Source organism: Parazoarcus communis (assembly GCF_003111645.1).
Lineage (GTDB): Bacteria > Pseudomonadota > Gammaproteobacteria > Burkholderiales > Rhodocyclaceae > Parazoarcus > Parazoarcus communis_A.
Genome location: NZ_CP022187.1, coordinates 4,040,378 through 4,054,525, shown reverse-complemented (window position 1 = coordinate 4,054,525; position 14,148 = coordinate 4,040,378). Strand labels below are relative to the sequence as shown.

Genomic DNA, 14,148 nt, shown 5'->3' with positions numbered 1-14,148 from the left:
GCGGCGCTCTGCCGCCTCCGTACCGACACTCCCGCGCTGCCGAGGCGCAGGGGATGCCTTTTACGTTGTCCGGAAGACGGGTGCATGACCGGCCCATTTTCCGAGCAGCCTCATCCTCAACGCACTGCCCTCCACAATGAATCGCTATCCACTCTGGAAGAACATCCTCATCGGGCTCGTCCTGCTATGGGGCCTGATCTACACATTGCCGAACTTCTACGGCGAGGTGCCCGCGGTTCAGGTGTCGAGCGGAAAGGCCACGCTCAAGCTTGATCCCGCCTCCGTCACCGACCGCGTTGCCGAGGTGCTGCGCAGCGCCGGCATCGAGCACAACGGAATTTTCTCGGATGTCTCCGGCGTCCGCGCCCGCTTTGCCAGCACCGACATCCAGTTGCGCGCCAAGGACGCCATCGAGCGCGCCTTCAACCCCGATCCGCAGGATCCGTCCTACGTCGTCGCGCTCAACCTGCTGTCGGCCTCGCCGGCCTGGCTGACCTCGATTCACGCCTTGCCGATGTATCTGGGCCTCGACCTGCGCGGCGGCGTGCACTTCCTGCTTCAGGTGGACATGCCCGGGGCACTCACCAAGCGCCTCGACTCCACCACCGGCGACCTGCGTACCCTGATGCGCGACAAGAACGTGCGCCATGCCGGCATCACCCGCGAAGGCAATACGATTCACATCCGCTTCCGCGACAGCGCGCAGCGCGACGCCGGCCGCAGCGCCATCCAGGCCAGCACGACCGACCTCCAGCTGTCCGACCGCGACGACGGCAGCGATGACCTCAAGCTGGTGGCCACGCTGACGGCGCAGGCACAGCAGACCATGCGCGACTTCGCGATCAAGCAGAACATCACCACGCTGCACAACCGGATCAACGAACTGGGCGTCGCCGAGCCGGTGATCCAGCAGCAGGGTGCAGAACGCATCGTCGTCCAGTTGCCTGGCGTGCAGGATGTGGCCAAGGCCAAGGACATCCTCGGCCGTACCGCCACCCTCGAGGTGCGCATGGTCGACGACACCCCCGGCGCGGTCGAGGACGCCATTGCCGGCAAGGTGCCCTTCGGCACCGAGCTCTACACCGAGCGTGGCGGCTTGCCCCTGCTGGTGAAGAAGCAGGTGGTGCTGACCGGAGACCGTCTTACCGACGCCCAGCCCGGCTTCGACGGCCAGACCAACGAAGCGGCCGTGCACCTCACCCTGGATGCAGCCGGCGCCCGGATCTTCCGCGATGTCACCCGCGAAAGCATCGGCAAGCGCATGGCCATCCTGCTGATCGAGAAGGGCAAGGGCGAAGTGGTGACCGCACCGGTCATCCGCAGCGAAATCGGTGGAGGCCGGGTACAGATTTCCGGCCGCATGACCACCGCCGAAGCCAACGACGTTGCCCTGCTGCTGCGTGCCGGCTCGCTCGCAGCACCGATGGAGATCATCGAAGAGCGCACCGTCGGCCCCAGCCTGGGCGCCGAGAACATCGCCAAGGGCTTCAACTCGACGCTGTGGGGCTTCCTCGCCATCGCCGTGTTCATGTGCGCCTATTACGCGCTTTTCGGTGTGGTATCGACCATCGCACTGGCAGCCAACCTGCTGCTGCTGGTGGCCTTGCTGTCGCTGCTGCAGGCCACGCTGACCCTGCCGGGTATCGCCGCCATGGCGCTCACCCTGGGCATGGCCATCGATGCCAACGTGCTGATCAACGAGCGCATCCGCGAAGAACTGCGTAACGGCTCGAGCCCGCAGGCGGCCATTGCTGCCGGCTACGACCGCGCCTTCGACACCATTCTCGACTCCAACATCACCACCCTGATCGCAGGCATTGCGCTGCTGGTATTCGGTTCAGGACCGGTGCGCGGCTTCGCCGTGGTGCACTGCCTGGGCATCCTGACCTCGATGTTCAGCGCGGTACTGGTGTCGCGGATGATGATCAACCTGATCTACGGTCGTCAGCGCAAGGTGGAAAAGCTGGCGATCGGTCAGGTCTGGAAGCCGGGCAATAACTGAGCGGAAGACAAGGACAAGCAATCATGGAATTTTTCCGCATCAAGAAAGACATCCCCTTCATGCGCCATGCGCTGTTGTTCAACATCATCTCGTTGATCACCTTCGTGCTGGCCGTGTTCTTTCTCGCCACCCGCGGCCTGCATCTGTCGGTCGAGTTCACCGGCGGTACGCTGATCGAGGTCAGCTACACCGAAGCGGCGCAACTCGAGCCCATCCGTCAGGCGCTTGGCACCGAAGGCTACCCGGATGCCCAGGTGCAGAACTTCGGCAGCGCGAGCGATGTGCTGATCCGCCTGCCGAACCGCGAAGACCTCGATACCAACCGGGTGTCGGAGCGGGTCATGAGCACGCTGGCAACCATCGACGGCCCCACGGCCGAACTGCGCCGGGTCGAGTTCGTCGGCCCCCAGGTCGGCAAGGAGCTCGCCACCGACGGCGCGATGGCACTGCTGCTGGTGATCATCGGCATCATGCTCTACCTTGCCGCCCGCTTTGAATGGCGCTTCGCGGTGTCGGCCATCGTTGCCAACCTGCACGACGTAATCATCATTCTCGGCTTCTTCGCCTTCTTCCAGTGGGAGTTCTCGCTGCCGGTGCTGGCGGCCGTGCTCGCGGTGCTGGGCTACTCGGTGAACGAATCCGTCGTGGTGTTCGACCGCGTGCGCGAGACTTTCAAGAAGAAGCGCAGCATGACCACGCCCGATGTGCTCAACCACGCCATCACCAGCACCATCTCGCGTACCGTGATCACCCACGGCAGTACGCAGATGATGGTCCTGGCCATGCTGATCTTCGGCGGCGAAACGCTGTACTACTTCGCCCTCGCGCTGACCATCGGCATCCTGTTCGGCATCTACTCGTCGGTGCTGGTCGCCAGCCCGCTGGTGATGTGGCTCGGCGTCTCGCGCGAGCAGTTCATCAAGCCGAAGAAGGAAAAGGAAGAAGCCGTCGTCTGACGCTTCCTGCAGCACACATGACAAGGGCGCCGATTGGCGCCCTTTTTCATGCCACCCTGCCCGGCAGCGCCGGACTGCCCTGCATCAAACGGCAAACACCTGCTTCACCCGCAGCGTTTCGGCGCGCTCGATCAGACCGATCAGGCGGTCAATGTTCGGGTGCTTGCCGGGGTTCTGGCGCGCATCCTCGGTATGCTCGGCATACAGCTCCAGCCCCTTTGCGGCGGCTTCGGGGCTGATCGCGCCATGAATCTGCGCCAGATGGTTGTACACCGCCAGCGAGCCGCCCTGGCCGGGCTTGTTCTCGATCGTTCCCACGACTGCGTCCGCAGCGTCGATCAGATTGATTGCCGCCAGGTGGGACACCTTGGGCAGCTGCTTGAGGTTATCGGCAAAGGCCATGTTCACACTCCCTGTTTGATGGAAAACGCCACCCGGGGGTGGCGTTGAATGTCTTATCGTGCCGGGGCTCAAGACCCCGACACTTCGGCAACGCTCAGATGGCGCGGGCCAGTTCTGCGGCCTTGCCGATGTAGCTCGCCGGCGTCATCGCCAGCAGACGGTCACGCTCGCTCTGCGGAATCGCCAGCGTGGCGATGAAGGACTGCAGCGCCTCACGGGTGATGCCCTTGCCGCGCGTCATGGCCTTGAGCTGTTCGTAAGGGTTCTCGATCGCAAAACGACGCATGACGGTCTGCACCGGCTCGGCCAGCACTTCCCAGCAGTCGTCGAGGTCGGCCGCCAGGCGCGCCGGCTCGGCTTCGAGCTTGCCCAGACCGCGCAGCGCGCTGTCGATTGCCAGCACCGTATGACCAAAGCCCACGCCCATGTTGCGCAACACCGTGGAGTCGGTCAGGTCGCGCTGCATGCGCGACACCGGGAGCTTCTCCGAGAAGTGACGCAGCACCGCGTTGGCGATGCCGAGGTTGCCCTCCGCGTTCTCGAAATCGATCGGATTGACCTTGTGCGGCATGGTCGACGAACCCACTTCGCCGTCCTTCAGACGCTGCTTGAAGTAACCCAGCGAGATGTACATCCAGATGTCGCGGCAGGCGTCGATCAGGATGGTGTTCATGCGGCCGGTGGCGTCATACAGCTCGGCCATCGCATCATGCGGCTCGATCTGGATGGTGTAGGGGTTGAACTCCAGCCCCAGCGACTCGATGAAGCGGCGGTTGAAGCCCTCCCAGTCGAACTCGGGCCAGGCCGAAAGGTGGGCATTGTAGTTGCCCACCGCACCGTTGAACTTGGCGGTCAGCGACACCGCTGCGATCTGCGCGCGCGCCCGCATCAGGCGCGCGGCGATGTTGGCCATCTCCTTGCCCAGCGTCGTCGGGCTCGCCGGCTGGCCATGGGTGCGCGACAGCATCGGCAGATCGGCGAGCTGATGTGCAAGCTCGCGGAAACGGGCGATCACCTTGTCGACCGCCGGCAGCAGCACCTCGTCGCGACCGGCCTTGAGCATCAGCGCGTGCGAAGTGTTGTTGATGTCTTCCGAGGTGCAGGCAAAGTGGATGAACTCCGACACCTTCATCACCTCGGCGTTATGGCCGAGGCGCTTCTTGAGCCAGTACTCCATGGCCTTGACGTCGTGATTGGTGGTGGCCTCAATGGCCTTCACCGCCTCGCTGTCGTCCGGGGAGAAGCCCGCCACGACGGCATCGAGTTCAGCAACGGTTGCGGCAGAGAACGGCGCGATCTCCGCGAGGCCGGCGTCGGCCGCAAGGGCCTTGAGCCACTCCACCTCCACCCTTACCCGATTGCGGATCAGGCCGTGTTCGGAAAAATGGTCGCGCAAGCCCCCAACCTTGCCGTGATAACGGCCATCGAGCGGGGACAGGGCAGTAAGGGCAGAAACGGACATGACAGATTTTCCGGACAAAATGTTATTTTACCGCTCTGACCCCTGTCTTGGCCCGCTTTCGGGACAAGAAAGCCAACACCACCCACCGGCAAACCGTGGCGCCTGCGCCACCTTAACCGATGGTCATTCCAGGAGAATCACGCGCGTGAGCACTTCAGACGCCTATCGCATCGCCGTCGAAGCTGTCGCCGAATTCATTCCGGCACAGTCCAATCCGGACGAGGACCACTTCGTTTTCGCCTATCACATCACCATTCGCAACACCGGCACCGTGCCAGCACGACTGGTCAGCCGCCACTGGATCATCACCGACGGCACCGGCAAGGTTCAGGAGGTCCATGGTCAGGGCGTGATCGGCGAGCAGCCGCTGCTCGAACCGGGCGAAGTGTTCCGCTATTCCAGCGGCTCGGTGCTCGAAACGGCCGTGGGCACGATGCACGGCAGCTACCAGATGGAAGCAACCGACGGCCATCGCTTCGAAGCCGAGATCCCGCCCTTCATGCTGGCAATGCCGCGCGTACTGCACTGATTCGAAAGGTGCCGACCGTGCCGCCGGGCACGATGCTCAGTACAATGGTGTCAACGCGTGGAAGGCTTTCGGCGCGTCGCCGCCGGCCACCAGCGGATCGCAGCAAGGCACCTGAGTGCACGCGGAAGCGTCCGCTTTGCAGCGCCGGGCGCCCAGCAAAGGAGTCGTCACCATGAGCAAGCAAACGTCTATGACCGGCAGTGCTTCGCATGCAAGCGGAGGCGCGCCAGCCGCGGGACCGGCAGTCGACGAGATCGAGCGCGAGACCCGCAATGCTACCGGGGGCACCCCCGAGGAAATTTCCGAACGCGTCCGCGCCATCACCCTTCGGGCCCTCGCCGACGGCCATCTGAACGGTGATGAGATTCGTGGCGTGCTGGATGCAGTGGTAAAAGGCGCCCAGCAAGGCGCGGCCAACCGTGGCGGAGACGAGGCACAGGCACTCAGGCAGGCGATGACCGGCCTTGACGAGGCACTGGCATCCGCAGCGGAGGCCACCCAGCTTGCGCTGCAGGAGGCAGGAAAGCGCGGCGAAGCGTTTTCGCATCAGGTGCTCAAGCAGACACGCGACGAACTCTCCGCGCTTGAAACCCTGTTCATCGAAACCTTGGGCAATGCGGCACATAACGCCAGCGGCATTGCGCGGGCGACCCTGCAGGACCTGAACGACCACGCGCGCAGCAGCGGCACGGCGGTGGGCGGGCGCATCCGGAGCGCACTGTCCGAGCTCACTCAGAGCCTGGCCGACACCGCACGTGGCCAGGTCGAAGATGGTGCGCGTATCGTGCGCAACGAAGCCGCGGTTCTCGCCGGACTCGCTGCCGGCCTGCTCCGCGGCATCGCCGACCGCCTGCATCCGCAGACGGACGATAGCAGCAAGCCCACGCCACCCGACCAGCCCCGCTGATGTGGTCGGAGGCCGTCAGCGCAGTTCGCGACCTTGGCCGCCTGCATGACATTGCAAGTGTCCTGATTCGCTACGGCTTCGGCGATCTGGTGCGTCGCATCGGCATGGCCGGCGCACTCGAGCGCGCGGGCAAGGTATTGCACTGGCGCGCCCCGGATGAGCTCGCCCAGCTCGAGCCACCCGCCAGGGTGCGTCGAGCACTCGAGGATCTTGGCCCGACCTTTGTCAAGCTCGGCCAGATCCTCGCGACCCGCGTCGACCTGTTTTCGGCTGAGTGGACGACCGAGTTCAGCAAGCTGCAGGACGCCGCCCCCGCCCTGCCCTATGCCGACATCCACGCGCAACTGACGGAAGCCTTCGGCGAGGCGCCCGAAAACATCTTCCCGCGACTCGAGACCTCCCCGCTGGCCGCCGCCTCCCTGGCCCAGGTGCATCGTGCGTGGCTCGCGGACGGCACGCCGGTGGTGCTCAAGGTGCGCCGTCCGGGCATCCGTCCGGTCGTGGAAGCCGATCTGCGCCTGCTGGCCCGCCTCGCCGAGATTGTCGAAGCCGACGCCCCCGATCTGCGGCGTTACCGTCCACGCGAGGTCATACGCCAGTTCACCCGTTCCCTGCGTCGCGAGATGGATTTTTCCGCCGAGGGCCGCAGCGCCGAGCGCATCGCCGCCCGTTTCGCAGACCGTCCGGAAATCGTGCTGCCGCGCATCCACTGGCAATGGACCAGTGAACGGGTCAATGTGCAGGACTGCATCGAGGGCATTCCGGGGCGCAACCTCGCCGCTGTTGATGCCACCGGTCTCGATCGCAAGCTGCTCGCCTGCCGCGGTGCCAATGCGGTGCTGCAGATGATACTGGAAGACGGTTTCTTCCACGCCGACCCACACCCGGGCAATCTGTTCTACCTGCCGGGCAACCGCATCGCCTTCATCGACTTCGGCATGGTTGGCAGACTCACCGAAGAGCGCCGCTACCAGGTTGCGCGCCTGCTGCACGGCCTCGTTCGCCACGAAGCGGCGGCCGTGGCGGACATCCTGATCGACTGGAGTGGCGGCATGGAGGGCGACAGCGCGCCGCTGATGGACGAGATCGACGCCTTTGTCGATCAGTACCATGGCGTCCCGCTGAAGGCGCTCGATTTCAGCGCCATGCTTTCCGACCTGATCACGATCCTGCGCGATCACGGACTGGCCCTGCCTCCCGATCTCGCGCTGCTGGTGAAGACCTTCATCACCCTCGAAGGCCTCGGTCGCCAGCTCGACCCCGAGTTCGACATGGCGGGCGAGGCCACCCCGTTTCTGGAGAAGGTGCTGATCGCTCACGCCGCCCCGCTCGCGCTGGCCAGGCGCGGCTGGCGCACGCTCAACAGCGCCCTTGACCTGATTGCCGGGCTTCCTCAGGACCTGCGCCAACTGCTGCGGGCATCGCGCACCGGCCGGCTGAAGGTTCAGGTCGAGGTCGTTCCGCTCAAGCAGTTCGGTGAACGGCTGGACCGCGCAATCAGCCGTCTGGCACTGAGCATCGTGACCGCGGCACTGATCATCGGCTCGGCCATCATCCTGACGGTCGATAACGATGCCGCCCTGCCCGGCGGCATCTCATTTGGCTGGCTCGGCTTCGGCGCGGCCGTGCTGGGCGGTCTGTGGGTCCTGATCTCGATCTGGCGCAGCGGTGGCCGACACTGAGGCCTCGTCGTCGCAGTCCGAGCGCGCCCCACCGCAGCGCGCTCAGAACTCGACCTGCGCCCCCAGTTCCACCACCCGGTTGGGCGGAATGCCGAAATAGTCGGCCGCACTGCCGGCATTGCGAAACAGCACGATGAACAGCTTCTTCCGCCATCCGGCCATGCCCGAACTTGCGCGCGATACGAGCTTCTCGTGCCCGAGGAAAAACGAGGTGCTCATCAGATCGAATTCGAGCCCCTGCTGAGCACTCAGCGCCAGCGCCGCCGGAATGTCCGGCTCCTCCTTGAAGCCGTAGCGCACCAGCACGCGCCAGAAGCCGTAGTCCAGTTGCTCCACCTCCAGGCGCCGCTCGTCGGACACCCATGGCGTGTCTGCGGTTTCCACCTTCAGCAGCACCACCCGCTCGTGCAGAACCTTGTTGTGATAAAGGTTGTGCAGCAGGGTTCGCGGCACGCTCTCGAGCCAGTGCGTCAGAAACACGGCCGTCCCTGGCACCCTGGGCGGCGGGTCGTTGAACAGGGACGGAATGAAGATCTCGAGACGCATCGTATCCGCACGTGAGCGCTCCTCGAGCACGGCGCGACCGCGTTTCCAGGTTCTGAGCACGACGAAGATCAGCGCGCCAATCAGCAGCGGAAACCATCCACCGGCGACGATCTTGACCGCGGTGGCGGAAAAGAAGGCGATGTCGACCGTGATGAATACGCCAATGAAGGCGAGCGAGGTCGCGACGTTCCATCGCCACAGGGCGCGCACGACGACGAAGGCGAGGATGGTGTCGATCAGCATTGTCAGCGTCACGGCGATGCCGTAGGCGGACGCCAGCGCGCTCGACGAGCGGAAACCCGCCACGAGGGCGATCACCGCGCCCAGCAGCATCCAGTTGATGCCCGGCACGTAGATCTGGCCGATCTCCCGCTCCGAGGTGTGAACCATCAGCATCCGCGGCGCATAGCCAAGCTGTATCGCCTGCCGGGTGAGCGAGAACGCCCCCGAGATCACCGCCTGACTTGCAATGATCGTTGCCAGCGCGGACAGCGCCACCATCGGATACAGCAGCTGATCGGGCACCAGCAGAAAGAAGGGATTCCGGACGTTGTCGGGATGATCGAGAATCAGCGCTCCCTGCCCCAGATAGTTCAGGTACAGGGCGGGAAAGACGACAAAGAACCAGCTCAGCTTGATCGGCCGGCGGCCGAAGTGCCCCATGTCGGCATACAGGGCCTCACCACCGGTAATCGCCAGCACGACCGCGCCCAGCGCGAGCCACGCGATCAGTGGCTGAGTGGCGAAGAAGTGCGCCGCCCACCACGGACTGATGGCGCCGAGAATCTCTGGATGCAGACGAATGCCGTTGACGCCGAGCACGGCCAGCACCGCAAACCAGCACAGCATGACCGGGCCGAAAATTGCACCGACGCTGCCGGTTCCGCGGCGCTGCATCATGAACAGCCCGATCAGCAGGACGAGAGCGATCGGGAGCACGAAGGGGCGGAACGCCGGCGTGGCAATCTCGAGTCCCTCCACTGCGGAGAGCACTGAAATGGCGGGCGTGATCATGCCGTCGCCGTAGAACAGCGCGGCACCGAACACCCCGAGCACCGACAGCCACCATGCCTTGCGCCCCGGCTTCACCGCACGCAGCGCGAGCGAAGTCAGCGCCATGATGCCGCCCTCGCCGTCGTTGTCGGCACGCATGATGAAAAGCACGTACTTCGCCGAGACCACCAGCATCAGCGCCCAGAACACCAGGGACAGAATCCCGTAGACGTTTTCGGGCGTCACCGGCACGGCATGTTCGCCGTTGAACACTTCCTTCAGCGTATAGAGCGGGCTGGTGCCGATGTCGCCGTAAACGATGCCGATAGCCGACACCGCAAGCCCTGCGATGCCCGCTCTGGGTCCGTGACCTGCATTCACAGAAGGCTGACTCTGATCATGTGCCGACACCGTCGATCTCCGCGCGCTGTGCAATAGGCTGCTAAGGCGTGCCGCTCCGGCCCGTGCGGACCGCAGCAGGCGTTTCAAGCACCGCAGCATTCTGCACCAAGGCGGCGGCGAGCGCGAACGTGCGTGCCTGAAGTCTGCGCTCACGTCCGCCACGGGCAGCATGCCCCTTAACCATGAAAAAAACCGGACAGAGCGCTCGACGCGGTGTCCGGTTTGTGTGCTGCCGGGCTGGGCTGGATCAGCTGCGGTAGTCGGCGTTGATCTTTACGTAGTCGTAGGAGAAATCGCAGGTCCACACCGTGGCAGCCGCATCACCACGGGCGAGATCGATGCGCACGGTCAGCTCCGCTTCCTTCATGATCCGGGTGCCGGCTTCTTCAACATAGCTCTCAGCCCGCCCACCGTGTTCGGCGACCAGCACGGACTCTGCCGTGTTGCCGAGCCAGACGCGAAGCCTGGAGACATCGAGGTCGTCGATGCCCGCATAACCGATCGCAGCGAGAATCCGCCCGAGGTTGGGATCGGACGCAAAGAACGCGGTCTTGACCAGCGGCGAGTGGCCCACCGCATAGGCTACCTTGCGGCACTCTTCACGGCTTGCGCCGCCTTCGACGACGATGCTCATGAACTTGGTCGCGCCCTCGCCGTCGCGAACGATGGCCTGCGCAAGGCGGATCGACACGTCGACGATTGCATCGCGCAGTGCCGCGTAGTCGGCCGTGCTCGCGTCGGTAATCTCTGCGTTGCCGGCCTGCCCCGTCGCGATCACGATGAAGGAGTCGTTGGTCGAGGTATCACCATCGATGGTGATGCTGTTGAAGGACAGATCCGCCGCTTCGCGCGTCACGGCCTCCAGCAGCGGCTGACTGATCGCAGCATCGCAGGCGAGAAAACCGAGCATGGTTGCCATGTTGGGCCTGATCATGCCCGCGCCCTTGCTGATACCGGTGAGCGTGACGGTGCGCCCGCCCACGACGACCTGCTTCGAGATGCCCTTCGCCAGGGTATCGGTGGTCATGATCGCGTGCGCAGCGTCGAACCAGCCATTGGCGCGGAGATCGGACACGGCCTTCGGCAGACCGGCCACGAGGCGGTCAACCGGCAGCGGCTCGAGAATGACGCCGGTCGAAAACGGGAGCACCTGTTCCGCACCGATATCCAGCCGCGCCGCCACCGCTTCGCACGTCGTGCGCGCGTTGGCCAGGCCCGACTCGCCGGTGCCGGCATTTGCCACACCGGTGTTGATCACCAATGCACGAATGTCGCCGAGCGGCAGGTGCGTCTTGCACAGCTGAACCGGCGCTGCGCAGAAACGGTTCAGCGTGAACACGCCTGCAACACGGCTGCCCGGTGCAAGTTCGATCACGGTCAGGTCGCGCCGGTTGGCCTTGCGGATACCCGCTTCGGCAACACCCAGACGCACGCCGGCGACAGCGTTCAGCTCAGCCGGGTTCGGAGTCGTCAGATTTACAGCCATGGTGTTCTCCTGGACCGGCTCAGCTCAGCCTGCCGTGACAGTGTTTGTACTTCTTGCCCGATCCGCAGGGGCATGCATCGTTGCGCCCGACCTTCGGCCCGGCCGTGGCCGGCTGCGGGGCATCGCCGCCCGCTGCGGCCTTGCCAAGTGCCTCGTCGTAATCGGCGTGGTGATACTGCACGTTCTCGACGTCCGACTGCGGTTCGGCCTCATCGAGCTGCGATTCGGTACGAATCTGCACCGTCATCAGCAGCTTGCTGACATCGGCACGGACCGCATCGAGCAGGGTCTCGAACAGTTCGAACGCTTCGCGCTTGTATTCCTGCTTGGGGTTCTTCTGCGCATACCCGCGCAGATGGATGCCCTGACGCAGGTGATCCAGCGCCGCAAGGTGCTCCCGCCAGTGGGTATCGAGGCTTTGCAGCATCACATTGCGCTCGAACTGCTGCCACGCCACCGGATCGACCGTCGCGGTCTTGGCGGCATAGGCGGCTTCGGCCGCTTCGAGAATGCGCTTCAGAATCGCGTCGTCATCCAGGCTCGGCTCGGCCTTGATCCACTCGGCCACGTCCAGCTTGAGCTGGAAGTCCGCCGCGAGCGCCTGCTCCAGCGCGGGCACGTCCCACTGCTCTTCCACGGTGTCCAGCGGCACGTAGAGGCGGAAGGTGTCATGCACAACGCCCTGGCGCATCGCGGTGATCGTGTCGGAGATGCTCTCGCTCTCGAGCAGCTCGTTGCGCTGCTGGTAGATCACCTTGCGCTGATCGTTGGAGACGTCGTCGTACTCGAGCAGCTGCTTGCGGATATCGAAGTTGCGCTGCTCGACCTTGCGCTGCGCAGATTCCAGCGAGCGGGTGACCATTGCATGCTCGATGGCCTCGCCTTCAGGCATCTTGAGGCGGACCATGATCGCGTTCAGGCGCTCGCCGGCGAAGATCTTCATCAGCGGATCTTCAAGCGAGAGGTAGAAACGGCTCGAACCCGGGTCGCCCTGACGGCCCGAACGGCCGCGCAGCTGATTGTCGATACGACGCGACTCGTGGCGCTCGGTGCCGATGATGTGAAGACCGCCCGCGGCACAGACCTGCTCATGCACCTTCTGCCACTCCGCACGCAAGGTGGCGATGCGGCCCTCCTTCTCGCTTTCCGGAATGCTCTCGTCTTCACGCAGCAAGGACACCGGCTTCTCGATATTGCCGCCCAGCACGATGTCGGTACCGCGACCGGCCATGTTGGTGGCAATCGTCACCACACCGGGACGGCCGGCCTGAGCGACGATCTGGGCTTCGCTGTCGTGCTGCTTGGCGTTGAGCAGCTGATGCGCAATCTTGGCCTTGTTCAGCAGGCCGGACAGGTACTCGTTGGTCTCGATCGAGGTCGTACCCACCAGCACCGGTTGCCCGCGAGTGACGCAGCCTTCGATATCGGCGATCACCGCATCCCACTTTTCCTTGGCGGTACGATAGACCTTGTCGTTCTCGTCGCGCCGTGCGGCCGGACGATTGGTCGGAATGACGACCGTCTCGAGACCGTAGATGGAGTGGAACTCGAACGCTTCGGTGTCGGCCGTACCCGTCATGCCGGCGAGCTTGCCGTACATGCGGAAGTAGTTCTGGAAGGTGATCGAGGCCAGGGTCTGGTTCTCGGCTTGGATGCGCGCGCCTTCCTTAGCCTCGACGGCCTGATGCAGACCGTCGGACCAGCGCCGGCCCGCCATCAGGCGCCCAGTGAACTCGTCGACGATGACCACTTCGCCGTTCTGGACGACGTAGTGCTGATCCTTGTGATACAGCGCGTGGGCACGCAGCGAGGCGTAGAGATGGTGCACCAGCAGGATGTTGCCCGGCTCATAGAGGCCGCTGCCTTCCGGCAGCAGGCCCGTGCGCACCAGCAGCTGTTCGGCCGTCTCGTGCCCCTGCTCGGTCAGCAGCACCTGATGGGCCTTGAGGTCGACCGTGTAGTCGCCCGGCACGGTCACATCGTCGCCTTCGCCTTCCTGCTTTTTCAGCAGCGGCGCAACCTGGTTCATCTTCAGGTACAGCTCGGTGTGATCTTCGGCCTGGCCGGAGATGATCAGCGGCGTGCGCGCTTCGTCGATGAGGATCGAGTCCACTTCGTCGACAATGGCGAAGTTCAGTTTGCGCTGAACACGTTCGCCGGTGTTGTACACCATGTTGTCGCGCAGGTAGTCGAACCCGAATTCGTTGTTGGTGCCGTAGGTGATATCGGACGCATAGGCCGCCTGCTTTTCCTGGTGCGACATGCGCGACAGGTTGCAGCCGGTGGTCAGCCCGAGAAAACCGAAGATCCGGCCCATCCAGTCGGCGTCGCGGCTGGCCAGGTAATCGTTGACGGTGATGACATGCACGCCCTTGTCGGCGAGCGCATTCAGATAGGCCGGCAGCGTGGCGACCAGGGTCTTGCCCTCGCCGGTACGCATTTCGGCAATCCTGCCGTCGTGCAGCACCATGCCGCCAATGAGCTGCACATCGAAGTGGCGCATGCCGTGCACCCGCTTGCCCGCTTCGCGCACCACGGCAAAAGCCTCGGGCAGCAGCGCATCAAGCGTTTCGCCGTTTGCTACACGCTGCCTGAACTCGGCAGTCTTGCCTTTGAGCGCTTCGTCCGACAGCGCCGAGATCTCGGGCTCCAGAGCATTGATCCGACGAACGGTCTGCGAATACTGGCGGATCAGACGGTCGTTACGTGTACCGAATAATTTCTTGAGAAGGCCGGAGAACATGAGATGGGGTCGACGTCGATTCGGCAAAGCGGCGAGTT

Annotated in this window: 10 protein-coding genes; 5 read left to right on the top strand and 5 right to left on the bottom strand. The window is 64.2% G+C overall.

Annotated features, from left to right (window positions below):
* The first annotated feature begins 136 nt into the window (after positions 1-136).
* Together secD and secF are read left to right on the top strand one after the other, a co-directional pair.
* Positions 137-2,002 carry a protein translocase subunit SecD gene (gene secD / locus CEW83_RS18525; protein ID WP_108950676.1) on the top strand — a complete coding sequence of 622 codons (1,866 nt, stop codon included), beginning with the start codon at positions 137-139 and terminating at the stop codon, positions 2,000-2,002.
* A gap of 23 nt (positions 2,003-2,025) precedes the next feature.
* Positions 2,026-2,958 (top strand): protein translocase subunit SecF, encoded by a 933-nt coding sequence (gene secF, locus CEW83_RS18520; RefSeq protein WP_108950675.1) that lies wholly within the window; start codon positions 2,026-2,028, stop codon positions 2,956-2,958.
* An 84-nt stretch (positions 2,959-3,042) separates the two neighbouring features.
* Here secF and CEW83_RS18515 read toward each other — a convergent pair whose 3' ends face one another.
* Positions 3,043-3,360 carry a DUF2322 family protein gene (locus tag CEW83_RS18515; RefSeq protein WP_108950674.1) on the bottom strand — a complete coding sequence of 106 codons (318 nt, stop codon included), beginning with the start codon at positions 3,358-3,360 and terminating at the stop codon, positions 3,043-3,045.
* A gap of 94 nt (positions 3,361-3,454) precedes the next feature.
* Positions 3,455-4,822 carry an adenylosuccinate lyase gene (gene purB / locus CEW83_RS18510; protein WP_108950673.1) on the bottom strand — a complete coding sequence of 456 codons (1,368 nt, stop codon included), beginning with the start codon at positions 4,820-4,822 and terminating at the stop codon, positions 3,455-3,457.
* A 145-nt stretch (positions 4,823-4,967) separates the two neighbouring features.
* Here purB and apaG point away from each other — a divergent pair, with 145 nt between their 5' ends.
* The 3 genes from apaG (at position 4,968) to CEW83_RS18495 (ending at position 7,940) form a co-directional block, all read left to right on the top strand.
* Positions 4,968-5,351: a Co2+/Mg2+ efflux protein ApaG gene (gene apaG / locus CEW83_RS18505; protein ID WP_108950672.1), complete on the top strand. Its 384-nt coding sequence runs from the start codon at positions 4,968-4,970 to the stop codon at positions 5,349-5,351.
* Positions 5,352-5,523: 172 nt separating this feature from the next.
* Complete coding sequence (locus CEW83_RS18500; protein WP_234418897.1) at positions 5,524-6,258, top strand: DUF6781 family protein; 735 nt, start codon at positions 5,524-5,526, stop codon at positions 6,256-6,258.
* Positions 6,258-7,940: an ABC1 kinase family protein gene (locus CEW83_RS18495; RefSeq protein WP_108950670.1), complete on the top strand. Its 1,683-nt coding sequence runs from the start codon at positions 6,258-6,260 to the stop codon at positions 7,938-7,940. The genes CEW83_RS18500 and CEW83_RS18495 overlap by 1 nt, the downstream gene beginning before the upstream one ends.
* A gap of 42 nt (positions 7,941-7,982) precedes the next feature.
* Here the strand turns inward: CEW83_RS18495 and CEW83_RS18490 are convergent, their stop codons facing one another.
* From CEW83_RS18490 to secA, 3 genes are all read right to left on the bottom strand, one after another.
* Positions 7,983-9,890 carry a potassium transporter Kup gene (locus CEW83_RS18490; protein WP_234418896.1) on the bottom strand — a complete coding sequence of 636 codons (1,908 nt, stop codon included), beginning with the start codon at positions 9,888-9,890 and terminating at the stop codon, positions 7,983-7,985.
* Between the two features lie 238 nt (positions 9,891-10,128).
* Complete coding sequence (argJ, locus tag CEW83_RS18485; RefSeq protein WP_108950669.1) at positions 10,129-11,367, bottom strand: bifunctional glutamate N-acetyltransferase/amino-acid acetyltransferase ArgJ; 1,239 nt, start codon at positions 11,365-11,367, stop codon at positions 10,129-10,131.
* Positions 11,368-11,386: 19 nt separating this feature from the next.
* Positions 11,387-14,110: a preprotein translocase subunit SecA gene (gene secA, locus CEW83_RS18480; protein WP_108950668.1), complete on the bottom strand. Its 2,724-nt coding sequence runs from the start codon at positions 14,108-14,110 to the stop codon at positions 11,387-11,389.
* Positions 14,111-14,148 lie beyond the last annotated feature (38 nt).